The sequence below is a fragment of the Synechococcus sp. 'PEA 65AY6A-5F PE A' genome (genome assembly GCF_047462575.1).
Classification (GTDB): Bacteria; Cyanobacteriota; Cyanobacteriia; order Thermostichales; family Thermostichaceae; genus Thermostichus.
Genome location: NZ_JAOALE010000009.1, coordinates 19,183 through 41,562, shown reverse-complemented (window position 1 = coordinate 41,562; position 22,380 = coordinate 19,183). Strand labels below are relative to the sequence as shown.

At 61.5% G+C, this 22,380-nt stretch carries 22 protein-coding genes and 1 pseudogene; 9 read left to right on the top strand and 14 right to left on the bottom strand.

Features of this window, described 5'->3' with window-relative positions:
* Positions 1-7 precede the first annotated feature (7 nt).
* Positions 8-1,030 (bottom strand): glycosyltransferase family 2 protein, encoded by a 1,023-nt coding sequence (locus GG26_RS04695; protein ID WP_414389127.1) that lies wholly within the window; start codon positions 1,028-1,030, stop codon positions 8-10.
* Between the two features lie 49 nt (positions 1,031-1,079).
* The gene (hslO, locus tag GG26_RS04690) at positions 1,080-2,042 is read right to left on the bottom strand and encodes an Hsp33 family molecular chaperone HslO (RefSeq protein WP_011431262.1); all 963 of its coding nucleotides are present in this window, start codon (positions 2,040-2,042) and stop codon (positions 1,080-1,082) included.
* Positions 2,043-2,415: 373 nt separating this feature from the next.
* Between hslO and GG26_RS04685 the strand changes: the two genes are divergently transcribed.
* The 5 genes and pseudogenes from GG26_RS04685 to ribB all read left to right on the top strand — a co-directional run.
* The gene (locus GG26_RS04685) at positions 2,416-2,703 is read left to right on the top strand and encodes a DUF6464 family protein (RefSeq protein ID WP_011431263.1); all 288 of its coding nucleotides are present in this window, start codon (positions 2,416-2,418) and stop codon (positions 2,701-2,703) included.
* Between the two features lie 281 nt (positions 2,704-2,984).
* Positions 2,985-3,473 (top strand): M67 family metallopeptidase, encoded by a 489-nt coding sequence (locus GG26_RS04680; protein ID WP_011431264.1) that lies wholly within the window; start codon positions 2,985-2,987, stop codon positions 3,471-3,473.
* Between the two features lie 210 nt (positions 3,474-3,683).
* Positions 3,684-3,965 carry a MoaD/ThiS family protein gene (locus GG26_RS04675; RefSeq protein ID WP_011431265.1) on the top strand — a complete coding sequence of 94 codons (282 nt, stop codon included), beginning with the start codon at positions 3,684-3,686 and terminating at the stop codon, positions 3,963-3,965.
* A gap of 2 nt (positions 3,966-3,967) precedes the next feature.
* Complete coding sequence (gene moeB / locus GG26_RS04670) at positions 3,968-5,131, top strand: molybdopterin-synthase adenylyltransferase MoeB (protein ID WP_011431266.1); 1,164 nt, start codon at positions 3,968-3,970, stop codon at positions 5,129-5,131.
* A gap of 216 nt (positions 5,132-5,347) precedes the next feature.
* Positions 5,348-6,484, top strand: a pseudogene (gene ribB / locus GG26_RS04665) (3,4-dihydroxy-2-butanone-4-phosphate synthase); the annotation flags it as partial.
* Between the two features lie 60 nt (positions 6,485-6,544).
* Here ribB and GG26_RS04660 read toward each other — a convergent pair.
* The 4 genes from GG26_RS04660 to GG26_RS04645 form a co-directional block, all read right to left on the bottom strand.
* On the bottom strand, positions 6,545-6,970 hold the full coding sequence (locus tag GG26_RS04660) for a hypothetical protein (protein WP_011431268.1): 426 nt from the start codon (positions 6,968-6,970) through the stop codon (positions 6,545-6,547).
* A gap of 136 nt (positions 6,971-7,106) precedes the next feature.
* A complete protein-coding gene (locus tag GG26_RS04655; RefSeq protein WP_041438581.1) occupies positions 7,107-8,096 on the bottom strand; it encodes a GntR family transcriptional regulator in 990 nt (329 codons plus the stop codon).
* The gene (locus GG26_RS04650) at positions 8,093-8,956 is read right to left on the bottom strand and encodes an RNA-guided endonuclease InsQ/TnpB family protein (protein WP_414389123.1); all 864 of its coding nucleotides are present in this window, start codon (positions 8,954-8,956) and stop codon (positions 8,093-8,095) included. Before GG26_RS04650 ends, GG26_RS04655 begins: the two co-directional genes overlap by 4 nt.
* Positions 8,856-9,101, bottom strand: a complete 246-nt coding sequence (locus GG26_RS04645) for a helix-turn-helix domain-containing protein (RefSeq protein ID WP_228375326.1) — start codon at positions 9,099-9,101, stop codon at positions 8,856-8,858. The genes GG26_RS04650 and GG26_RS04645 overlap by 101 nt, the downstream gene beginning before the upstream one ends.
* 439 nt (positions 9,102-9,540) lie before the next feature.
* On the opposite strand from GG26_RS04645, the gene GG26_RS04640 reads away from it, so the two are divergent.
* Positions 9,541-10,119: a DoxX family protein gene (locus GG26_RS04640; RefSeq protein WP_041438584.1), complete on the top strand. Its 579-nt coding sequence runs from the start codon at positions 9,541-9,543 to the stop codon at positions 10,117-10,119.
* 38 nt (positions 10,120-10,157) lie between these two features.
* On the opposite strand, the gene GG26_RS04635 is transcribed toward GG26_RS04640, so the two are convergent.
* From GG26_RS04635 to GG26_RS04625, 3 genes are read right to left on the bottom strand one after another with little or no spacing between them, the layout of a single operon-like run.
* Positions 10,158-12,332 (bottom strand): RNA degradosome polyphosphate kinase, encoded by a 2,175-nt coding sequence (locus GG26_RS04635; protein WP_083759194.1) that lies wholly within the window; start codon positions 12,330-12,332, stop codon positions 10,158-10,160.
* A 58-nt stretch (positions 12,333-12,390) separates the two neighbouring features.
* Positions 12,391-13,350 (bottom strand): branched-chain amino acid ABC transporter permease, encoded by a 960-nt coding sequence (locus GG26_RS04630; protein WP_414389120.1) that lies wholly within the window; start codon positions 13,348-13,350, stop codon positions 12,391-12,393.
* Positions 13,350-14,207, bottom strand: a complete 858-nt coding sequence (locus GG26_RS04625; protein ID WP_011431273.1) for a branched-chain amino acid ABC transporter permease — start codon at positions 14,205-14,207, stop codon at positions 13,350-13,352. The genes GG26_RS04630 and GG26_RS04625 overlap by 1 nt, the downstream gene beginning before the upstream one ends.
* 105 nt (positions 14,208-14,312) lie before the next feature.
* On the opposite strand from GG26_RS04625, the gene lptC reads away from it, so the two are divergent.
* Positions 14,313-15,314 carry an LPS export ABC transporter periplasmic protein LptC gene (gene lptC / locus GG26_RS04620; protein WP_414389117.1) on the top strand — a complete coding sequence of 334 codons (1,002 nt, stop codon included), beginning with the start codon at positions 14,313-14,315 and terminating at the stop codon, positions 15,312-15,314.
* A gap of 82 nt (positions 15,315-15,396) precedes the next feature.
* Positions 15,397-17,061, top strand: coding sequence for a sulfatase (locus tag GG26_RS04615; protein ID WP_099835766.1), 1,665 nt, complete (start codon positions 15,397-15,399; stop codon positions 17,059-17,061).
* A gap of 3 nt (positions 17,062-17,064) precedes the next feature.
* Here GG26_RS04615 and GG26_RS04610 read toward each other — a convergent pair whose 3' ends face one another.
* Positions 17,065-17,553: a DUF3531 family protein gene (locus GG26_RS04610; RefSeq protein ID WP_011431276.1), complete on the bottom strand. Its 489-nt coding sequence runs from the start codon at positions 17,551-17,553 to the stop codon at positions 17,065-17,067.
* A 431-nt stretch (positions 17,554-17,984) separates the two neighbouring features.
* Here GG26_RS04610 and fabG point away from each other — a divergent pair, with 431 nt between their 5' ends.
* On the top strand, positions 17,985-18,728 hold the full coding sequence (gene fabG / locus GG26_RS04605; protein WP_228375524.1) for a 3-oxoacyl-[acyl-carrier-protein] reductase: 744 nt from the start codon (positions 17,985-17,987) through the stop codon (positions 18,726-18,728).
* Positions 18,729-18,733: 5 nt separating this feature from the next.
* Here the strand turns inward: fabG and GG26_RS04600 are convergent, their stop codons facing one another.
* The 4 genes from GG26_RS04600 to secG all read right to left on the bottom strand — a co-directional run bounded on the left by GG26_RS04600 (position 18,734) and on the right by secG (position 22,135).
* Positions 18,734-20,389, bottom strand: coding sequence for a gamma-glutamyltransferase family protein (locus tag GG26_RS04600; RefSeq protein WP_099812819.1), 1,656 nt, complete (start codon positions 20,387-20,389; stop codon positions 18,734-18,736).
* A 37-nt stretch (positions 20,390-20,426) separates the two neighbouring features.
* Positions 20,427-21,119, bottom strand: coding sequence for an HAD family hydrolase (locus tag GG26_RS04595; RefSeq protein ID WP_011431279.1), 693 nt, complete (start codon positions 21,117-21,119; stop codon positions 20,427-20,429).
* A 99-nt stretch (positions 21,120-21,218) separates the two neighbouring features.
* Entirely contained in the window at positions 21,219-21,881 is a 663-nt protein-coding gene (locus GG26_RS04590) for a YqiA/YcfP family alpha/beta fold hydrolase (RefSeq protein WP_414389114.1), read from the bottom strand.
* 14 nt (positions 21,882-21,895) lie between these two features.
* Positions 21,896-22,135, bottom strand: coding sequence for a preprotein translocase subunit SecG (gene secG, locus GG26_RS04585; RefSeq protein WP_011431281.1), 240 nt, complete (start codon positions 22,133-22,135; stop codon positions 21,896-21,898).
* Between the last annotated feature and the right edge of the window lie 245 nt (positions 22,136-22,380).

Sequence of the window (22,380 nt, the reverse complement as noted above, 5' to 3'; positions counted from 1 at the left end):
GAGCTTTTCATCCCGGCTTTTGAGTGGGCAGCGAGCCCGAGCTGCAAACAGGATAGGATCCTGGAGAAGGCAAATGTCCTGAGGTCTCGAACCCAAAGGCGCCTTGGACTAGGTACAGTGGCCGGCCTTTCACCTCTTCAAAAACGCGGCCCAGATACTCTCCAATTACGCCCAGGCTGATCAACTGGATCCCGCCCAAAAACAAGGTCATCACCGCCAAAGAGGCGTAGCCGGGCACATCAGAGCCAAACAGCAAAGTGCGGATGATCAGAAAAAGGCCGTACAGCAAAGCCAGCACGGAAATCCCCAAGCCCAGATAGCTCCACACCCGCAACGGCCAAGAGCTAAAAGAGGTAATGCCTTCTATGGCCAGGTTCCACAACCGCCAGTAGTTCCACTGGCTTTTGCCGCGAAAACGGGGGGCGCGGTCGTAAAAAATGGCCACCTGACGATAGCCCACCCAGGCAAAGATCCCTTTCATAAAGCGGGTGCGCTCCCGCAGTTGCCTGATGGCGTCCACCACCTGCCGATCCAATAGCCGAAAGTCCCCGGTATTGCGCGGGATCCGCACCTGGCTGAGCTGGTCGATGACCCAATAAAACCCGTTGGCCGTCAAGCGCTTGAGCCAGCTCTCTCCCCGGCGGCTGCGGCGCACCGCATACACCACCTGATACCCCTGCCGCCACTGCTGCAGCATCTCCGGGATCAACTCCGGGGGATCCTGCAGGTCGGCGTCGATGGGCACAACGGCTCTGCCCGCAGCGTAGTCCAAGCCGGCGGTGAGGGCAATTTCCTTGCCAAAACCGCGGGAGAGGTTCACCACCTTGATGCGGGGATCCTGACGATGGAAAGCGATCAGCTTTTCCAGCGTGTCGTCCTCGCTGCCGTCGTTGACACAGATGATCTCGTAGGGGATCCCCAACGGATCCAAGGTTAGGCGCAGGCGCTCGAACAAATGTTCCAGGTTGTCCGCCTCATTTTTGCAGGGGATGACAACCGAGAGCTCAGGGGCAGCAGGCTCAGAGGACATAGGAGAGCAGGGATCCCGTACCTGGCGATTATTCTGCCATCACGGGGTGCTATGGGTTTGCCGACATCTCCGCCACAATCGAGCGCAGCTCATCCTCTGAGATGCGGTAGACCTCGTTGCAGAACTGGCAAACCGCCTCTGCTCCCTTATCGGTGCGGATCATGTCGATGAGCTCGTCCCGCCCCAACATGCGCAGCGCCCCCTTCACCCGGTCGGAATTGCACTGGCAATAGAAGCGGATGGTGCGCACCTCCGGCGCGATCTTGAGATCCAAGTCGCCCAGGCAAATTTGCAACAGCTCCCGCAAACCGCCGCCGTAGGCCAGCATTGGGCTGAATTCCTCTACTTTGGCCAAACGGGCCTCCATCTCCGGGATCAGACTGGCTGGCGCTCCCGGCATGAGCTGCATCAGCACTCCACCGGCGGCGCGCACCCGCTGGGAATCGAGGTTCACCCCCAAAAGAACTGCCGAAGGGATCTGCTCCGAGGAGGAGAGGTAGTAGCTGATATCATCTCCCACCTCTCCCGAAACCAGTTCCACAGCACTGGTGTAAGGCTGGCCGTAGCCCAAGTCCCGCAGCACATGGAGGTAGCCGTAACGCCCAACGGCCTGACCCACATCCAACTTGCTCTCAGGGGTGAGAGGAAGTTCAATGGCAGGGTTGCTCACATAGCCGCGTACCGTGCCGTCCATGCCGGCATCTACGTAGATGCCGCCCAAGGGGCCATTTCCCTTCAGTTGCAGGTTGATCCGCGCCTGGCGTCGCTTCAGGTTGGCCGCCAGCAACAGGGCTGCACTCATAGCCCGCCCCAGCGCCACTGTCGCCACATAGGAGAGCTTGTGCCGCTCCCGCGCTTCCTGGACTGCCTGGGTGGACACCAAGCCCACCACCCGAATCTTGCCCTCCGCCGCCGTAGCCCGGATCAGGTGATCCGGAAGAGATGAAGGCGGTGTACTCTCAGAAATATCCTTGGTTCGCTTCAATCGTTCTGACCCAGAGGCATCCGTCATCACAACCTCAACTCCTGCCTCGAAAGCAAGCCTGCAGGGATCCCCTGGCGACTTACTTCTTTCCCCGTAGGCTCGCTGCCACTTCGCTATAAGTCGGAGCCAGCCTCTACTATACCATCATAGGCGGCTTATCCCCCTGCCCACTAGCCAGCAGCTTGCTCCGCTAGTTTTTCGGCTCAAAGCCAATCACCTTGCCCATGCTGCCGCTCTGCCCTCCGGTTGGCAAAGCGGTTCTTCATCCCAAGTAAGATAGGGAGCGTTTGCAATTCTTCTGCAATTTTTCCCTCTCCTACCAGAGTGTGCCATCCTGAGGATCTAGGCTGATCCAACGCGACCCCCAGCCTGTTGGCCTTACTCTCTGGGTGACTGCTTCATGTTGGATAACCTCACTGCCTACGTCTCGGAACATGCGGCCAAGCGTCGCTGGCGGGAACGCGCCTACAGCCGCTTTTTGCAGGATTGGCGGCGACAAGTGGTGCTGCTGCGCCGCCAACGGGCCGGTGAATTCGGCCAGCCGCTGGGGGATCCCTCCTGTATTTTCAGCGCCCAGTCGACCTGGTTGCGCTGTGCCGTCAACCCGCGAGGGCCCTGCCAGGGCTGCCCCCACTATTCCCCGCTTGCCTCTCCGCTGCCGGATCCTCACCCTGATGTGCTCGGTTAGTTCGCCGGATCCAAATCTGTTCAGACTCCCACTCATGCCAAAGGAAAACCGGCGGCGAAAGAAGGGATCCCATCCCCAGTCAACCTTCGACACTCCCCCTGCCGACCGGCTGGTTAAACGCCAAGGCAACGGCATAGCTGTTTCCCCGGAGCGCTGGGGACTCTGCGCAGTTCCCCAGCTCATCAGCCCAGAGCTCTGCCCGCACCAAAGTACGGGGCTACCAAGCTATCCCTCTGTGTCAAAATGAAAGAACGGTAACTCCATCGGCAAAGGTGAGATTCATGGCCCTTCACCTCTCGGCAGAGCACCTCCGCGCCATCCGCCAGCATGGCGAGCAAGCCTTTCCCTACGAGGGCTGCGGCATTTTGATCGGCGAGCTCAAGGGAGCGGACAAAATCGTCCATGAACTCTGGGCGGTGGCCAACACCTGGGATCAAGCCGAAAACCCCTTGGCAGACGGCGAATCCAGCCGCCGCCGCTTCTTGATCGACCCGGCGGATTTCAAGCGGGCCAACGACCATGCCGTGCGCAAAGGCCTGGGGATCCTGGGCACCTACCATTCCCACCCCAACCACGCGGCTGTTCCCTCCGAGTTCGATCGCCAGCACGCTTTTCCCTGGGGCTTTTCCTGTGTGATCGTCAGCGTGCGCGAGGGCAAAGCAGAGGAGGTGGCCAGTTGGGTTTTGGATGAGCAGGAGCAGCCCCAACGGGAGCCGATGCAGATTTGGGAAGACAAATCTCTGCCCTCGCTTGTGGCTCGGGCTGGCTAGAGAAGCTGACTGCTGTTTTCCCGCCAACCTTCCTTCCAAAAATGAGGCTTATGGCTGAGAAGCTTTGGGATCCCTGGTGGGCAATGACTGGGGTGAGGGTTGTCGGAAAAAGCGGTACTCTGAACTTGATGAGGTGACACTTGGAATAGTTCAGCTCAGAACCTCAAGGTGTAGATCAACCAGATCGCTAGAACCCTTCCCCGAACTCCCATGGCAACCAAAGTCTTGATTCCCTCCCCCTTGCGTCCCTACACCGACAACCTGGAAGCTGTCGAGATCGAGGGCAGCAATGTCGGCGAAGTGATGAGCAACCTGATCGCCCGCTATGGCGAGCTAAAGCGCCACCTCTACACAGAAGACGGCAAGTTGCGCAATTTCGTCAACGTTTACCTCAATGACGAGGACGTGCGCACGTTGGCCCAAGGCGACAACACGCCGGTGGGAGAACAAGCCGTCATCAGCATCGTTCCTGCTATTGCCGGAGGGCGTTGACCATGTTGAACCTGGACACCAGCCAAGTCAGCCTCTCCCGCGAGGAGATGGAGCGCTTTTCTCGCCACCTTATCCTGCCAGAGGTGGGCCTGGAAGGGCAGAAGCGGCTGAAAGCGGGCAAGGTGCTGTGCATTGGCACCGGCGGGCTGGGCTCGCCCCTGTTGCTGTATTTGGCGGCAGCCGGTGTGGGGCGGATCGGCATCGTCGATTTCGATGTGGTGGATGTGTCGAACCTGCAGCGGCAGGTGATCCACGGCACCTCCTGGGTGGGCAAGCCCAAGGTGGAATCGGCCAAAAACCGCATCCTGGAGATCAACCCCTATTGCCAGGTGGACGTTTACAACACCGCTCTGAAGGCCCACAATGCCCTGGAGCTGTTTGCCAACTACGACGTGATCGTGGATGGCACCGACAACTTCCCCACCCGCTACCTGGTCAACGATGCCTGTGTGCTGACGGGCAAGCCCAATGTCTACGGCTCGATCTTCCGCTTCGAGGGGCAGGCGACGGTTTTCAACTACGAGGATGGGCCCAACTACCGCGATCTCTACCCCGAGCCACCGCCACCGGGGCTGGTTCCCTCCTGTGCCGAGGGGGGCGTGCTGGGGATCCTGCCCGGCATCATCGGCCTGATCCAGGCCACCGAGACGGTGAAAATCCTGCTGGGCATCGGCACGACCCTGAGCGGGCGGCTGCTGCTTTACGATGCTCTAAAAATGAGCTTCCGCGAGCTGAAGCTGCGCAAAAACCCCGCCACTCCCCCCATCACCCAGCTCATCGACTACGAGCAGTTCTGTGGGATCCCGCAAGCCACAGAACAAGCCAGCCAAGCGGAGATCCCCGAGATCAGCGTGGCTGAGCTGAAGGCGCGGATGGATGCTGGCCAAGACTTTGTGTTGGTCGATGTGCGCAACCCCAACGAGTGGGAGATCGGCCGGATCCCTGGCGCTCACCTGATCCCGTTGCCGCAAATCGAAAACGGCGATGGGGTGGAGCAGGTGCGAAAACTCCTCAACGGCTCGGAGCTAATCGTCCACTGCAAGAGCGGGGTGCGCTCGGCCAAGGCCTTGAAGATTCTGCAAGCAGCCGGGATCCAGGGGAAAAACCTGCGCGGGGGGATCCTGGCCTGGGCTGAGGCTTACGATCCCTCCATTCCCAAGTACTAGTTCAAAGCCCTGGCTGTCCCTTGCCCTGCAGTTGAAGGCACAAGCGGCCTGCCGCTGCGCGGAAGCCAGCCCAGTAGCAGTGCGGTCAAGGGCGGCTGTCTGTTTCGGCTTCTCTCCTGCCCTTTGTCCTGCTCTAGCATAGATCTTCGAGGGTTCCTCTCCCTTTTTCGCCTCCCCTTTTCCATGAGTGCCACTTTGCCGGCAGAGACAGAAACCATCTTTCACTCCATCCCCGAAGCCCTGGAGGACCTCAAGTGTGGTCGCATGGTCATCGTGGTCGATGACGAAAACCGGGAAAATGAAGGGGATCTGATCTGTGCTGCCCAGTTTGCCACGCCAGAGGTGATCAACTTCATGGCCACCTATGGGCGGGGCCTTATCTGTCTAGCCATGCAGGGATCCCGCCTCGACGAGCTGAAGATCCCGCTGATGGTGGGGCAAAACACCGACAGCAACCAGACAGCTTTTACCGTCAGCATTGATGCCGGGCCAGAGTTAGGGGTTTCTACAGGCATTTCCGCTGCCGACCGCGCTCGCACCATCCAGGCGGCCATCCATCCCCATACCCGACCGGAAGATCTGCGCCGCCCTGGGCATGTCTTTCCGCTGCGGGCGCGGGAGGGCGGGGTGCTCAAACGGGCCGGCCACACGGAAGCGGCGGTGGATCTGGCCATGTTGGCCGGGCTGTACCCGGCAGGGGTGATCTGCGAGATCCAAAACCCGGATGGCTCGATGGCCCGCCTGCCCCAGTTGATCGAATTTGCCCGTCAGCACAATTTGAAAATTATCACCATCGCCCATCTGATCGAGTACCGCCTGCGCACCGAACGGCTGGTGCACCGGGGGGCTATCGCCACTTTGCCGACGGAGTTTGGCCAGTTTCAGGTCTACGGCTACCGCGACACCCTTAACCAGGTAGAACACCTGGCGCTGGTGAAGGGGGATCCGACCCAATTTGCCGCCAAGCCCGTCCTGGTGCGGGTGCATGTGGAATGCCCCCTGGGGGATGCGCTGGGATCCCTGCGCTGCGACTGTCGCCGCCAATTGACCGCCGCCCTGAAGATGATCGACCACCAGGGCCAGGGGGTGCTGGTGTACCTGCGCCGGCAAGAGCTCAGCCTTATCGAGCAAATCAAGTCCTATGCTCGCCAAGATCTGGGGCTAGCTGAAACTGCGCCGCCAGCAGCGATGGATCTGCGGGATTACGGCATTGGCGCCCAGATCCTACGCGATGTGGGGGTGCGGAAGATGCGCCTGATCAGCAATACCTCTCGCCACATCAGCGGCCTGAAGGGATTTGGCCTGGAAGTGGCCGAGCGGGTGCCCCTACTGCTGGAAGAGGAGGACGTGAATTTGCACTTGAAGCCCTCCTGCCCCCTCAGCGGGAAATCCGAGCCGCAACTCTACTCCGGCTTAGGCCTGTAGAGCGTTGTAAGGCCGAGCGCCCCGGTAGAAGAGGGATCGCGCTGAAGGCAGCTCGGCATCGACCCTAGAGACCTCAGCAGCTCGCTCCCAGAAGCGCCAGAAGACTCGCCTGCGGGGGGAGGGAGACGGTGCCGCTGGCTGAGAAGAACCCCCCTGCAACAGTTGCTTCGGCAAAACCGGCACTTCCGATCCCACCCGCGACCACACCTCAAACCTAGGAGGGCGCACCACCACAATGCTGATCAAGGAGCCGCGATCCATCTCGCGGCGGCAACTGGCGATAGCGTCCTGCAGCCGAGCAAAGCTGCGGTTAAAAGCGTAGAAATAATCCTGAAAGCGGATGGCCTCCCAAAACCCTTCCTTTGTCACCGCTACATGGTCGTGGTCGGCGGAGGCGTAGTCGAGGATCACCATACGTGTAAAGACTGATTAGTGATGAATCAAATCAGGATGGTTTTTTACCGTATTTCCACTTAAGCACGACATTGCACAGCCCGTCATCCGCGAAATGGCTTGCTTGCAACAAAAGGAGTTTTCTCGCCCTTGCTGCTCATGGGATCCCGCCCAATTCCTGTTGCAGCTTGGCCATGGCTGCTTCTCCGATGTGAGGGGAAGCACAGACCAGGTTGGGCGTGCGGATCAGGTCGGATCGGGCTTGGCGCACCAGAGCGCGCAGGGTAGAGTAGCTGGCCTCGTCGCAGATGAGGGTGTGGGCGCGGCGAATCAGGGATCCCACCCGTTCCGTATCGGAAATCACCGCTGTCAGCACCAGCAGGTCTGCTCGCAAGCTTTGGACGATCACCTCGGCAACTTCTAGTAGGGCAGTGCTGATGCTCACCAGCCCCAGACAAGCGTGGGAAGGCAATTGGCGGATCAGGGCAATTTCGCGGGCGTAATCCGACACCTCCACCGGGAGCACACGGGCCCCCCGCGGCTGGGCAATGGCCTCGACAGCGCTGAGAAAATAGTGCAGCGTCACCACAGTGCCGGAATGGATCTGATCCAGCACGGCGGCCAGGTCTTCCAACAGCACCAACTGGACCCGGATGCCCAAAGTCTGTTGGATTTGTTGAGCCATGAGTTGTCCTGTGCCCAAGTCTCGGCGGGGCACGCACACCAGCACCTGAGCACTGCAGCGCAGCCGCCAGTCGATCTCGGCCAGCAGCAGATCCCGCACCTGCTCCAGAGAAAAGCCTTGCTGCTGAAGCTGATCGATGCCCTGACGCACCTGCTCCAGCGCCTGTTTGGATCGATCCAGGTTCTTGCTGAGACCGCGAGAACGGTTAACCGCCTGGCGAGCAGTGCCGCTCACGTAAATGCCGGAGGCGGCGCGAGTTTCCACCAGGCCCATGGCCTCCAGTTGGTGGTAAACCTTGTGGATGGTGTTGCGATGCAGGCCCGTCTGCATGGCCAACTGACGGGTGCTGGGCAGGCGACAGCCGGGAGGAAATTGCCCGCAGGCAATGCCAAAACAGAGCAAGTTGAAGAGCTGGACTGAGCCAGGGATCCCGCTCTCCGGCTGAATAGAAATGCGCATCATGGCCTGCTTTTCTCCGTGACGTACTCCCGCACCCATGCTGACGCATAGAGTGCAGGCTTCCCAGTGACTCCTGCCCGATAGCAGGACATTTCCTGAGCTTGAAGAACGGGACGCCCCACCGCTCTGGATTTGATGACCCTCGCCGAGCTGTGATCCCTGCCAATCCTCAACCCACAGTGCGGACAATCGTGCCACCGCTCATGCAGCTTTTTGGGCACCTCACGACCACACCCCGAGCACCCTTGACTGCTGCCGCGGGGATCCCCTGCAATCGTCAACAGCCCAGCTCTTTCAGCCTTGGCTGCCAGAATTTGCAGGAACTCACCCCAACCGGCGTCATGGATAGATTTGGCCAACCTTGTCCTTGCCAGACCTTTGATGTTCAATGCCTCATGGGCTATGTGTCTCCCTTTTTGCAAAAGCTGATGAGCAACTTTGTGGTGGAAATCCCGGCGCTGGTTGGCTACTTTCTGATGTGCCTTGCTCAACCTCTTGACCGCTTTCTGGTAGCGGTTTGACCCCTTCTGCTTGCGCGATACAGACCGTTGCAGCCGCTTGAGGGGCTTTTGCGCTTTACGGTAATACTGAGGAACCTCGATAACCTCACCCTCATCGGTGACCAAGAAAGAGCTTAGCCCCAGGTCTATCCCCATCGTGTTTTCCCACGTTGGCGGGTCAGGGCTCCATTCCGGGACAGACGGATCCTGCAGGCTCAAGGTGAAGTACCACCCATCCACCTTGCGGGTGATGGTGGCCGTTTTAATCACGAAGCCGTCCGGCAAAGGACGGTGTTGGATGAGCTTGACCGGCCCAATCTTGGGCAGATGGATAAACTTTCCCCGGATACAGTCCTGCTTCATCTGAGGGAAAGCGATTTTGCTCCCACCCGTTGAACCGTTCTGCCAAGCGATAGTTGTACTGCTTACGCAGCAGCTCCAGCCACTCACCCATCAGGGCGACTTGGCTAGCAGTAGGGCGCAAGCGGTACTGGTAAGCGGTTCTCATGATGAATGCATTGTACCTGTTGAACGCTCCCGCCTCTCATCCCGACTCTGACCCGCCCGCCCCATATATCCCCTCGCCCCCCTATATCCCCCCGTATACGGGGGGACTGGGGGGCTGGGGGGCTGGGATATAGGGGGGTACAGAGCGGGGCTTCCAGGACTACGTCCCGCTAGCGCGAACGGCGGATTAGCTAAAGACAGGGATCGTCTGCCAGAAGAATTGCGCCAACACTTCACAAGGATAGGCACTCGAGAACGGCTCGGGCGCATCTTGTCCAAGCGACGCTGCGGGGGCAGGGATCCCCTCTGTTGCTGCGCCCACCCCCAACCCAATGGCCGACGATCCGGCCTCCGAAGGACAGGGGATCCCGCCCTGGTCTTGTTACAGAAATTTAGAATCGTTACAATAGTTAGCATCTTTGCATTGCAGGTTGCATCTCATGGCACTCACTCAGCAGTTTCCCGTGCTGCTCGTCTCGGTTTTGCGTCACGACAGCGTTCCTCCGCGGTGGTCCCAGTTGGGGTGGACCGTCTTGCGGGTGGTGGCGGGGCTATTCATGATTCACAACGGCCTCGACAAGCTGGCCGATATCGAAGGGTTTGCGGCGGCCTATGTGGAAGTGATTGGCTTGCCGTTCCCCATCTTTTTCTCCTATGTAGCCGCCTACACTGAACTGATCGCAGCTCCCCTGGTGGCCCTGGGCCTGTTCACGCGGCCCGCCGCATTGAGCCTGGTGGCCACGATGGCGGTGGCCATGTTTCACCACATCAAGGTGGCCGGCTTCAGCATTCCTTACCTGGAGCTATCGGCCATCTACGCGGCCATCTTCTTGGCCTTTGCCGTCAATGGCGGCGGTTGGTTCTCTCTGGATCAGCTCTTGGTGAACGGCATTGAGGCGGGGCTGAACCGCTCCAGCCGACAAAAGTTGGAGAGCTTGCAGTCTTCGCTGCAGGCCACCGAGCAGGTGATCGCCCTGGGCGAGCAAGAGGCCGAAGCTGCCCAAACCCCTCGCTCCTAAGCCAACTTCCCAGAGGGAGAGGGGACCGGGGGTGAGGGCTAAAGGCGGCTGGCGGCCCGCTCCATCAGGCGTTGGTGGGTGGAGCGTACCGGCTCTCCCGGCTTGGGCTGTCGCTGTACGTAGGTGCCATCGGGACGCAATTCCCAAGCTTGCCGGTTATCCGTCAGACAGATCTCCAAGATCGCCTTCAGCTCTTGCTGCAACAGGGGATCCTCTACAGGGGTTACCACCTCGACGCGGCGATCCAGGTTGCGGGTCATGTAGTCGGCGCTGCCGATGAAGTACTCTTCCTGGCCGCCGTTGTAGAAGTAGAAGATGCGGGAGTGCTCCAAGAAGCGCCCGATGATGCTGATGACACGGATGCGTTCGCTTAGGCCCGGGATCCCTGGCTTCAGGCAGCACATGCCACGCACAATGAGGTCGATCTCCACCCCTGCCTGGCTGGCCTCGTAGAGCACTTGGATCATGCGCGGGTCGGTGAGGGAGTTGACCTTGACGATGATGCGTCCCCGCTGGCCGGCTTGGGCATGGCGCATCTCTCTCCGGATCAAGGCTTCCATCCCCTGGCGCAGGGTGCGAGGGGCCACCAGCAGCTTGCGGAAGTGCCGTTGCCGCGAATAGCCCGTCAGCAGGTTAAACAATTCTGTTACATCGTTACAGAGAGTCTCATCGCAGGTAAACAGGCCCAAGTCAGTGTAGATGCGGGCGGTCTTGGGGTTGTAGTTGCCGGTGCCGATGTGGACATAGCGGCGCAGGGATCCCCCCTCTTCCCGCACCACCAGCGCCAGTTTGCAGTGGATCTTCAGCCCCGGCAGGCCGTAGGCCACGTGCACCCCAGCTTTTTCCAGCTTCTTGGCCCAGAGGATGTTGTTTTCTTCGTCGAAACGGGCTTTGAGTTCCACCAGGGCGGCCACCTGCTTGCCGTTCTCGGCAGCCTGGATGAGGGATCCCACCACCGAGGAGTCGCCGGAGGTGCGGTAGAGGGTTTGCTTGATGGTGAGCACCTGGGGATCGTTGGCCGCCTCCTCCAAAAACCGTTCCACACTGGCAGCAAAGGAATCGTAGGGGTGGTGCACCAGCAGATCCCCTTCCCGGATGACGGAGAAGATATCCACCGGCTCATCGCTGACCGAGGCAGTACGCAAGCGGGGAGGGGTGACGGGCCCCCAAGGGGGATCTTTTAAATCAGGGCGGTTGAGGTTGAGAAACGCCATCAGCCCCCCCATGTTGAGGAGCCCATCCACCTCGTAAACGGAGTCGGCATCCAGATGCAGCTCTTCGCACAGCCGTTGGCGAATGGCAGAGGGCATCGACTTGGCGATCTCCATGCGCACCACCGAGCCAAAGCGCCGTTTGCGCAGCTCTTCTTGAATGGCTGCCAGCAGATCGTCGGCCTCGTCCTCTTGGATCTCCAGATCGGCGTCGCGAGTGATGCGGAAGGGGTAGTACTCCAGCACTTCCATGCCCACGAACAGGGCCTCCAGGTGATGGGCGATCACCTGATCCAGCGGCACGAAGCTCACCCCGTCCCGCAGCGGCACAAAGCGGGGCAGGGTGTTGGGCACCTTGACGCGGGCAAAGTGTTCCTTGCCGGTCTCCGGATCCCGCACCACCACCGCCAAGCTGAGGCTGAGGTTGGAGATATAGGGAAAAGGATGGCCCGGATCCACCGCCAAGGGGGTGAGCACGGGAAACAGGCGGCGGTCGAAATACTCCCGCAGCTCCTGCCGCTCCGGTTCGGCCAGCTCGGAAAAATCGCGGATGTGAATGCCCTGTTCCGCCAGCTTAGGCACCAGTTCCTGCCGAAAACACTCGTGTAACTTTTGAATCAGGGGGCGCAGGCGATTGGAGATCTGCCGCAACTGCTGCTGCGGTGTGAGGCCATCTGGAGTCAGCACCAACACACCCGTCTCCAACTGACGGCGAATCACCGCCACTCGCACCATGAAGAATTCGTCCAGGTTGCTCTCGAAGATGGCCAGAAACTTCAGCCGCTCCAACAGGGGAGTGCGCTCGTCCAGAGCCTCGTGCAACACTCGGGCGTTGAACTCGATCCAGCTCAGCTCGCGGTTGAAATACTGCTCCGGCAAGGCATAGCCCTCCTGGATGGGCGCAGTCGGGATCCCGGGCTGTCCGGCATCGGGATGGCAGCCTGTCGCGTCGGGGTTGTGGGGCGACAAGGGAGAGTCCGTTTCCTGGGGGCGCGGAGTCATGGTGGCAGAGGTCTGGGTTGTCTCAAACACGTCAACAACGGCTGCAGCCGACCCCATCCTATCCTGCTGGGTTCTGCTTAGACGAAACGGAAGTAGCCACAACAGGCTTGGGCGGACGTTCTGGCAACAGCCCTTGGGAGCGCGTGAGAAGAATCACCTGCAGCAAGATCCCGATCAACAAAATGCGCAAGGGGCCGGCCCGGGTGGCCCATTGGGGCGGCAGACGGTTGGTCAACCATTCGCTGCCCGACCACACGCCCCAAATCACCAGCGCCCCCAGCAGGGCGCCGCGGTTGTTGCCGCTGCCCCCGGCAATCAACATCACCCAGACGATGAAGGTGGCAAACTCCGGCTGGAAGGCTTCCGGGCTGATGAAGTTGACAAAATGGGCATAGAGCGCCCCCGCCAGCCCCATGAGCATGGATCCCAGGACAAATGCCTGCAAACGAAACTGGAGCACATCTTTGCCAGCGGCTAGGGCTGCCGGCTCGTCCTCGCGGATAGCCCGCAGCACCCGTCCCCAAGGAGAGCGATAGGCCCGCTCGCTCAGCCAGTAAACCACCGCCAAGATCAGCAGCACCAAGCCCAAGTACAGCAGCGTATCCTGTCTTGGGATCCAGCCGCGAAAGGGCCGCGGAATGCGGGTGATGCCACGCACGCCGTTGGTCAGCCAGCCCTCGTTTTTCAGGATTTGGCTGATGATCTCGGCAATGCCGATGGTGGCGATGGCCAAGTAGTCGGAGCGCAGCTTGAGGGTGATCAAGCCGATCAAAAAGGCGATCGCCCCGGCGGCGACCACCGCCATGGCAAAGCCCACCCAGAACGGCAGATCGAACCCGCCCAGGTGCTCAGGGGTGGGCGGCGTCGTGGCAATGGCGCTGGCGTAGGCCCCCACAGCAAAAAAGGCCCCCACCCCAATGTTGAACATGCCGGCGTAGCCCCACTGGATATTGAGGCCCAGCACCAGCACGCCGTAGATCCCCACCAAAACCAAAAAGAAAATGGCGTAGCTCAACATCAGGCCCGTCCTCCCAACAGCCCTGTGGGCCGCAAGATCAGCAACAGCACCAGAATGGCAAAGGCCACCCCCGTCTTGTAGGCTGGGCTGAGCACCAAAGTAGAAAACTCCTCCGCCAGGCCAATCACCAGCCCCCCGGCGATGGCCCCGTAAGGGCGACCAATGCCGCCGAGGATGGCTGCAGCGAAAACGGGCAACAGCAGCCGCCAGCCCATGGTGGGGTGCAGCCGCGTATCCAGGCCCAGGAAGATGCCCGCCACACAGGCCAAGGCGGCGCCAATGGCCCAAGTCCAGAGAATGATCCGCTCCGTATCGATGCCGGTCACCTTGGCCAAGTCAAAATTGTCGGCCATGGCCCGCATGGCTTTCCCCACCCGCGTGTGCTGCAAAAACAGGTGCAGCGCCACCACCAACAGCGCCGTTCCCACCAGAATCGCTACCCAATCCGGCTTGACGCGCAGCCCCCAAAACTGCCAGGGCAACTGGATGCCGCTGCGGTACACCTGGTTGTTGGGCCCCCAGAGAATCTGCACCAAGCTGCGCAAGATCAGGGCCGTGCCAAAAGAAGAGATCAGCAAAATCACCGGCGCTTCCCGGCGCAGGCGGCGATAGACCAGTTGGTCGATCCCCACCGCACACAGTGCTGTCGCCAAGGCCGCCGGGATCCAGCTCACCTCTAGCGGCCAACCCCAGCCGACAAACGTCAGGGCAAAGTAGGCCCCCAAGGTCATCAGATCCCCGTGGGCAAAGTTGGCAAAGCGCAAAATGCCAAACGTGAGAGACACCCCAATCGCCCCCAAAGCATAGATGCTGCCCAGGACGAGGCCGTAGATGAACAGTTGCAACAGTTGGGTCACACCTGCCCCCGCAATACCCTGCCCTGATGATGCCACAGCGGGATCCCATCCGGCCCAGCGGCAGGGTAAAGCTAGGGTAGGAGAAAGCGCGCAAGAGAGAGAGCCATGCAGCCCAGTTCTTCTCGGATCCTAGGTTGGCTAGTGGTTTTGGCCCTGCTGAGCGCTGCCTGTGGTGGGCCGGAGCCACCCCCGGCCAGGGATCCCGAGGCTCCTTCCGCACCCATCTCCACCCCCCAGTTGATCTACGAAGACATCACCCTCACCCAGGCCAAACCCGATGGTGGCCTGCTCTGGCGCCTCCAGGCTCGCCTGGCCGAATACGAGTCCCCCCCAGAAAATGGCACCACTCCTGTGCAGTTGGGATCCGCCCATTTGCAGTCTATCGAGGGAGAGTTTTTCGACGCAGAGGATCGCGCCATTCGCGTCCGGGCCGAGCGGGGATCCGCCTACCCCGGCGAGCGGCGGCTGGAACTGACGGGCCAGGTGGAGGTGGAATCGGAGCGGGACAACCTGCGCCTGCAGGCAGAGCGGCTGCAGTGGTTGCCGGAACAGCGCCTCCTCGAAGCCGAGGGCCAGGTGCAGGTGGAGCTGTTGGACGGCCGGGGATCTCTGGAGGGGGATCGCTTGCGCATCGACTTTGGCCAAGCCCAGATGCAACTGGAGAATCGGGATCCGAGCCAACCGGTGCGGGCCAAGTATCGGGATCCGGAGCTGGAGCTGGCCGCCCGCCGTTTCTTGTGGGAATTTGGCGCCGGCGAGGTGCAGGCGCTGGGAGCAGTCGAGGTGGATGCCCCCCAGCAAAGGGTGCGCCTCAGCGGCGAGCAGTTGCGGGCTCCGCTGCCCCTAACCGAGCTGCGCCTGCTGGGCAACGTGAAAGCCAAAGCCGTTCGCGTTGGCGGGACGGAGTCCCTGCAAACCGGCCAAGAGTTGCAGGCCCAAGAGATCCGCTGGCGCATCGGCTCCACCCAACTGCAGGCCCTGGGCAATGTGCGCTACCGCCAGCCCGGACAAGCCCTGACCGTGAGCGGCGACAGCGGCCTCCTAGACTGGCAGGCCAACACCGCCCGGATCCAGGGCAACAGCCAAACCCAGCTCACTTTGCCCTAGGAGCCGGCGACAAAGGGCCGACAGGAGCATGTCAAGATAGTTTAAGAACCGTGTTGGGTGGGTTGTGGTGAGGAGTTCAGCAATGGCAGAGGCCGCCTTGGGGGAACGCCCCAACATTCTGTTGATCGTGCTCGATACCCAACGGGCGGATCGCCTTTCCTGCTACTGGTCAGAGGAAGAGCGGGCCCGCCAGGTGCCCACCAGCCCCAACCTGGATCGGCTGGCGGCAGAATCCACCCTCTTCGAGCGGGCCATCGCCCCCGCCCAGTGGACGATCCCCTCCCACGCCTCCCTGTTTACGGGGGAATATCCCAGCACCCACCAGACTGTCCAGGCAGACCTGGAGCTGAGCCCCGCCCTGCCCACCCTGGCGGAGCTGTTGAAACTGGGCGGCTACACCACCGTGGGCTTTTGCAACAACCCCCTGGTCGGGATCCTGAAAAACGGACTGCGGCGCGGCTTTGACACCTTCTACAACTACGGCGGGGCCCTGCCCACCCGCCCCCCCGAAGGCAATCCCTTGCCCACCCCCCTCAACCGCTGGCTGGCCGCCTACACCCAGTTTTGGCGCCGCCTCTCCTACCCGGTGCAAAACGCCTTTGCCCGCTCTGATACTCTCTTCCAACTGGCGCTGCACCCCTGGTTTGCCTCCCTCTGGACCCGGCTGATGAACTTCAAGGGCAACACGGCTGCCTCCATTGCTGACCTCAACGGTTACTTGCAGCAGATGGCCCGCCGCCAGTTGGATGGGCAAGCGCCGCCCTTCTTTTGCTTTGTCAACCTGATGGAGCCCCACCTGCCCTACTGGCCGCCGGAGCCCTTTGTGCAGAAATATGCTCCCTACTTCAAGACCAACCGCGAGGCGCGCGACTTTTTGCGGGAGTATAACGCCCAGCCCTACCGCTGGATGGCGCCCCTGCCCCAGCCGCTTTCCCCGCTGCAGGCCCAGGTGCTCAGGGACATCTACGATGCCGAGGTGGCCTACCAGGATCACCTGCTGGGATCCGTCTTCGAGACCCTGCGCCACACCGGCCTAGAGCAGAACACCCTGGTGGCCATCGTCGCCGATCACGGCGAAGGCTTAGGGGAACACGACTTTGTCGGCCACGCCTTTGTGGTTTACGAAGAGCTGATCCGCGTCCCCCTGATCCTGCACTACCCCGGCTACTTTCCAGCAGGAAAGCGCGTGGCCACCCCCGTTTCCACCCGCCGCCTCTTCCATACTCTCTTGGAAGCAGCCGGCTTCCGCCCCAGCCTTTCTCTAGCCAACGGCGCCCCCCGCGTCAGCCTCCAGCTTCGCCGCGAGATCGCCCGCCTCAGCCTGAGCCGCACCCTGGCCGGCGAGGATCCGGAGCAGGGAGTGGTGCTCAGCGAAGCCTTCCCGCCCCAGATTCTCCTGCGCGCCATGGAAAACCGCAACGACAACCTGCTGCAGGCGCGCGCCTGTTACGACACCCGCCGCGCTCTCTACGAAGGGGTGACCAAGCTGATCCAAACCGGAGATCGCCCCAGCCTCTACAACCTGGAGCAGGATCCGGCGGAACTGCAGGACTTGCTGGCGGCCGGGATCCCTTCTGAGCCGGGATCCCTTTCCCCCCAGGCTTGGCTAGACCGCCTGCGGCAAGGGCTGAGGCAGTGGTTGGAGTGGGCAGAATCGCGCCGGCCCAGCACCGCTCCTCGCCGAGTTGACATGGAAAGCAACACAGACTTGGTGCGGCGGATGCAAGAGCTGGGCTACCTGGAGTAGGAGCTATTCCAGCTCTCCCTCTTCCCCCCAATGATCCCGCAGGTAGCCGTTGAGATCATCATAGACATCGGTCTCCTCGGGATCCGGTGTTGGCCAGTCCTCGTTCTGCCCGCCGATGATGACGCGGCTGAGGTTAATGTACTCGAGGCTGAGGGTGCGCAGGGCGTTGATCAGCACATCCAGCGCCAAGGCATCGGCCGTGCCCAGGTCAAACCAGCAGCGGGCCCAGTTGCCCTTTTCTTCCAAGGATCCCATGTTGTGCATCAGGGAGGTCAAGGGAGCTGAGTCGCTGGGGTACTCCAAATAGCTCAGATCCACCTCCGCCTCTTGGGCCACCAGGCGCTCGGCGTTGAATCCCCCCAGCTTGCCCAGCACATACCAGGATTCCAGCACCTCCTTGAGGTACTCCAGCTCCGCTGGAACCGGCGGCTCCGCAAACTCAAACCAGATCCAGAGATTTCCCGGATCGCACTCGCGAAACTCCACTTGCATGGACGGTTCCTCGGCTAGGCCTAGCCATCGATCTTAATCTGGCCCAGCTTACTGGTTTCTCCCCAGAGGGCAAGGATCCTCCTGGCGTCAGCGCTTAGGGAACACCGTTCCGCTTGCGCGAGCAGCGACAGCACCTACCGTTGGGGCCTGCGGCCCGCTGACGCGAGGGGGTCTCCCCAGCCAGTTGCTCAAACGCTCCGCGCTGCTGATGCGACCAGCCGCGGCCCCTCTCCCAAGAGGAGCTAGCCCTCACCCCCAGCCCCTCTCCCAAGAGGAGAGGGGAGTTTGGGATCGAGGCGACAGGCGGTCTCATCGCTGTTGGAACGGCCATAGGGGGGAGTCTCCCTGCCCCAGACAAGGCCAAAGCATCCTATACTGTTGCGGCGGTAGAAATAAGCGGGAAGCTGCTGCCTATGTCTGAACTTCTCCCCTTGCCCTCGCTCCATAACCAGGTGGCGGTGGTCACCGGAGCCAGCCGGGGCATTGGCCGGGCCATTGCCCTTCACTTGGGGGCGATTGGCGCCAAGGTGGTCGTCAACTACGCTCGCTCCGCCGCCGAGGCCGAGTCGCTGCTGCAGGAGATCGCCGCCCTGGGGGGCGAAGGGATGGCTGTGGCCGCCGATGTCTCCCAGCCGCAGGCGGTGGAACAACTCTTCGAGCAGGTGATGGGGCGCTGGGGCCGGGTGGACGTGCTGGTGAACAATGCCGGCATGGCCCGCGACACCTTGCTGCTGCGCATGAAGCCGGAAGACTGGCAGGCGGTGCTGGATCTCAATCTCACCGGCGTCTTTCTGTGTCTGAAGGCGGCCGCCAAGATCATGGTCAAGCAGCGGCAGGGACGCATCATCAACATCACCTCGGTGGTGGGCCTGGTGGGCAATCCCGGCCAGGCCAACTACAGCGCCGCCAAAGCAGGGGTGGTGGGCCTGACCAAGACGGCAGCCCGCGAGCTGGCCAGCCGCAACATCACCGTCAACGCCGTGGCACCGGGGTTCATCACCACCCAAATGACCGAAAAACTGGATCCTGGCCCGATTTTGGCGCAGATCCCCCTGGGGCGACTGGGATCCCCGGCAGAAGTGGCGGGGCTGGTGCGTTTTTTGGCGGCAGATCCGGCGGCGGCCTACATCACCGGGCAGGTCTTCGCCATCGATGGTGGCATGGTGATGAGCTAGGCACTCTACCACGCCAGGGCTAGGCCATCGGCACGGGGTTCGGAAGCCGCAATGAAGTGATCCCCATCCCGCAAGAGGATCTGTCCCCGGCCAAAAAGACCGCAATCCTCTTCTGCGTCCACCACCTGCACTGCATGGCCGCGGGCGGAGAGTTCGCGCACCACCTGGGGCGGCACCGTGCTCTCCAGCGCCACCTGCGGGATCCCCTGATCCCACAGCACTCGCCAGCGGGGCGCATCCAGAGCCGCCTGGGGGTTCAGGCCGTAATCCACCAAATTCACCACCACCTGCACATGGCCTTGGGGCTGCATTGCCCCCCCCATGACACCAAAAGGGCCGAGGGGGATCCCTTCTCTGGATAGAAAAGCGGGGATGATCGTGTGGTAGGGGCGCTTGCGGGGGCCCACCTGGTTGGGATGGCCGGGCTCCAGGGTGAAACCCGTGCCGCGGTTGTGGAGAGCAATGCCCGTGCCCGGAACCAGCAGACCACTGCCGAAGCCATCGAAATTCGACTGAATCAAAGACACCATCAACTCACCATCAGCTGCAGCCAGGTAAACCGTTCCCCCCTCCGGCAGCCCTGGCTGGGCCAGGGGGATCGCCTCCCTCCCGATCAACTGCCGCCGCCGCTGTGCATAAGCCTTATCCAGCATCTGGGCAGGACTGACCCGCACATACTCCGGATCCGCCACCTGTCGGCTCACATCGGCAAAGGCCAGCTTCATTGCCTCAATCTGCAGGTGATAGCGCTCGCCGGCATCGTAGGAGATCCGACCCAGCTCAAAACCCTCCAAAAGGTTGAGCGCCATCAAAGCGGCAATGCCCTGCCCGTTGGGGGGGATCTCCCAGACGGTGTAGCCGCGGTAATCTGTATGGATGGGTTCCACCCAATCGGCCTGGTGCTGGGCCAAGTCAGCGGGGGACAGGAAGCCGCCCGTGGCCTCCGAGAAAGCCAGCAACTTCTCCGCCAGCTCCCCTCGGTAAAAACTCTCCCCACCGCTACGGGCAATCTCTTCTAGGGTTTGAGCATGTAGGGGGCTGCTCCAGCGCTCTCCAGCCCGTGGGGCACGCCCTTGGGGAAAGAAAACGGCCTTGAAGGCCTCGTGGCGGGGATCTGGCAGGGGCAAATAGATGGACTCCGCCGCCTGCCACAGTTGGGCCACCCGGGGAGAGACCGGAAATCCCTCTTGCGCCAGACGAAGGGCAGGCACAAACAGACGCTCGAACGGCAGCTTTCCCCAGCGCCGGTGCAAGGTCTGCCAAGCGGAAACTGCCCCCGGCACCGTCACCGCTAACCAATCGTAGGGGGGAATCCGCCCATGGTCCCGGTACCGCTCCGGCGTCAGGGCGGCTGGGCTGCGACCGGAAGCATTCAACCCGTACAGCTGACCCTCCTCCCCCCCCTCCCACACCAGAGCAAAGGCATCGCCGCCAATGCCATTGGAGGTTGGCTCCACCACCGTCAAAGCCACCGCCATTGCCACGGCTGCATCCACAGCATTGCCGCCCGCCCAGAACATCTCCATGCCCGCCATTGCCGCCAAAGGTTGGCTGGTGGCCACGGATCCCTGTCTGCCCATCACCACCCGTCGCCGCGAAGCAAACGGATAGCGATCCAGGGCCTGCCGCAAAAAAGTGGGTGCTGGAGTGGGTGCTGGCATATCGCTACGCGACGCTCTCGCGAATGGGCTGGGCTCCCTACACAGGCAGGTTATCGCTACGCGACGCTCTCGCGAACAGGAGTGCGGCCAACTCCGCAAAGCTGTCCACCACCACATCTGCCCCGGCGTGGCGCAGTTCCTCGGCGGTGAAAGCCGTGGTGAGGCCCACCGCAAAACAGCCAGCCCCCTTAGCGGCGCGGATCCCATGGGTAGAATCTTCAATCACCCAACACAACGCCGGATCCAACCCCACAGCGGCAGCCGTTTTCAGGTAAGGCTCTGGGTCGGGCTTGGCCCGCTGAATGTCTTCGGCGGTAATCACCGCGTCAAACCAGCGGTGCAGGTCGAAGCGCTGGAAAATCTGCGCTTGATCCCGGCGGATGGCCGAAGTGGTGACGGCCAGGGCAGAAAAGCGCTGGCGGCTGGCCGCCAAAAACTCCAGCACCCCCGGCACCAGGGGTACCTCTGCCAGCAGCTCGCCAAAAGCCTTGGCCTTTTCCTCGATCAAGCGCTGCACCAGCAGGGGCTGTTCCGCAGGCGGGGTGTCTGTCTGGTGTTGGACGAGGTACTCGAACATATCGCGGTCGGTGCGCCCTTTGAACTGCAGGGAGATGGGGGCCAAATCCAGGGATAGGTGGCAGCGTTGCAGGGCAATGGCTCCGGCGCGGGCATGGATTGGTTCCGAATCCACAATCACCCCGTCCATATCGAAGAGCAAGCCGGCAGTCACGTCAGCCTTCCCCTGTTGTAGGCACAGCACTTTGGATTGCATAGACATTATCGCTACGCGACGCTTTCGCGAATGGGCAAGCACGGGACAGGGATCCTCTTAACAACCATACTGCCCCGTCTCCATCCCCCAGCCACAAAAGCGGCTGGCAACCTGCCAGATGGGATCCAACACGTCGGTGAGGGCGTGGTCGCTCTCTACAGATACCAGTTGCGCCCAGGGGCGACGGGCCACGTAGTCACGGCTGGACTGGATGGGAATGATCTCGTCCCGGATCCCATGCACAATCAGGGTGGGCACAGGCCGTCGCAACGCCCCATCCGGGTAGCGCTGGGCATCGGCAACAAAGCCGTACTCCAAAGGGAGAGGGCGGCCTTCTCCGTAGTGAAACACCATGAGTTGTCCGGTTCGCTGCCAAGTCTCCACCGCCTCTGCCCCCAGCCGCGGCAGCCAATGGCCCAGAAAGCCAAAGGCCGGTGCCAAGAGCACCAGACGCTGCACGCAGGGTTGCTGCTCGGCCACCCAGGCGGCCACCAGTCCCCCCAAGCTCGAACCAATAAGGGTAACGGGAGGATGGCCCATTTGCGCCAACTGCTCAGAAACCTGCCGGATCTGGCGGGTCAAGGTAAGCTGGGCAAAGTTGCCCTGGTTGAGATCGGGCACCTGCAGAGGGATCCCAAGCTGCTGCAGCCGCTGCCGGAAAAAAGTAGCCTTAGCCGATTGAGGCCCAGAGCCGAATCCGTGCAAGTAGATGACCGCCACGATGACAGGGATCCCTAGGGGCCTGTGGCTGCCGAGAGCCAGCCTGCCCCCAACACCACGCTGATGGAGAGGAAGAGGGTGGCCACCGTCCAGGTGATGCGGTTGAGGTTCTGCTCGGCACTTTTGGAGCTGGAGAACAATTGGGCCTGGCCGCCAATGCCCGCCAGCCCATCCCCTTTGGGGCTATGCAACAACACCAGTATCACCAGCAAAACGGCCGAGGCAGACCAAAGGAACTCGAAGAAGGCTTCCATCGCAGAGGATCCCACTAGGGCACGTTGCTGAAGCTATTATCGCCTGTATCTCCACCCTGGCACACCCTGCGCTCCCCTTCCAAAATCCATTAGATTGGAGTTTCAGCGTGGGATCTCTCACTGCCAACTTTTCCCTCTCTGGGGGACGTTATACAGCCGAGCCTGACCCCGTCTTGACACTTCCCCGACTAAGGAGGGGGATTCTTACGCAGTTCAAAAACGAACTTGTAAAGGCGTTGCCAAAC

Coding starts and splice junctions, on each gene's coding strand:
- lptC (WP_414389117.1), top strand. CDS start 14,313: ATGCAGCCCAGTTCTTCTCGGATCCTAGGTTGGCTAGTGGTTTTGGCC.
- hslO (WP_011431262.1), bottom strand. CDS start 2,042: ATGACGGATGCCTCTGGGTCAGAACGATTGAAGCGAACCAAGGATATT.
- GG26_RS04655 (WP_041438581.1), bottom strand. CDS start 8,096: ATGATGCGCATTTCTATTCAGCCGGAGAGCGGGATCCCTGGCTCAGTC.
- GG26_RS04695 (WP_414389127.1), bottom strand. CDS start 1,030: ATGTCCTCTGAGCCTGCTGCCCCTGAGCTCTCGGTTGTCATCCCCTGC.
- secG (WP_011431281.1), bottom strand. CDS start 22,135: ATGGAAGCCTTCTTCGAGTTCCTTTGGTCTGCCTCGGCCGTTTTGCTG.
- GG26_RS04630 (WP_414389120.1), bottom strand. CDS start 13,350: ATGTTGAGCTACGCCATTTTCTTTTTGGTTTTGGTGGGGATCTACGGC.
- GG26_RS04680 (WP_011431264.1), top strand. CDS start 2,985: ATGGCCCTTCACCTCTCGGCAGAGCACCTCCGCGCCATCCGCCAGCAT.
- GG26_RS04645 (WP_228375326.1), bottom strand. CDS start 9,101: ATGAGAACCGCTTACCAGTACCGCTTGCGCCCTACTGCTAGCCAAGTC.
- moeB (WP_011431266.1), top strand. CDS start 3,968: ATGTTGAACCTGGACACCAGCCAAGTCAGCCTCTCCCGCGAGGAGATG.
- GG26_RS04615 (WP_099835766.1), top strand. CDS start 15,397: ATGGCAGAGGCCGCCTTGGGGGAACGCCCCAACATTCTGTTGATCGTG.
- GG26_RS04640 (WP_041438584.1), top strand. CDS start 9,541: ATGGCACTCACTCAGCAGTTTCCCGTGCTGCTCGTCTCGGTTTTGCGT.
- GG26_RS04675 (WP_011431265.1), top strand. CDS start 3,684: ATGGCAACCAAAGTCTTGATTCCCTCCCCCTTGCGTCCCTACACCGAC.
- GG26_RS04660 (WP_011431268.1), bottom strand. CDS start 6,970: ATGGTGATCCTCGACTACGCCTCCGCCGACCACGACCATGTAGCGGTG.
- GG26_RS04685 (WP_011431263.1), top strand. CDS start 2,416: ATGTTGGATAACCTCACTGCCTACGTCTCGGAACATGCGGCCAAGCGT.
- GG26_RS04600 (WP_099812819.1), bottom strand. CDS start 20,389: ATGCCAGCACCCACTCCAGCACCCACTTTTTTGCGGCAGGCCCTGGAT.
- GG26_RS04610 (WP_011431276.1), bottom strand. CDS start 17,553: ATGCAAGTGGAGTTTCGCGAGTGCGATCCGGGAAATCTCTGGATCTGG.
- GG26_RS04650 (WP_414389123.1), bottom strand. CDS start 8,956: ATGAAGCAGGACTGTATCCGGGGAAAGTTTATCCATCTGCCCAAGATT.
- GG26_RS04635 (WP_083759194.1), bottom strand. CDS start 12,332: ATGACTCCGCGCCCCCAGGAAACGGACTCTCCCTTGTCGCCCCACAAC.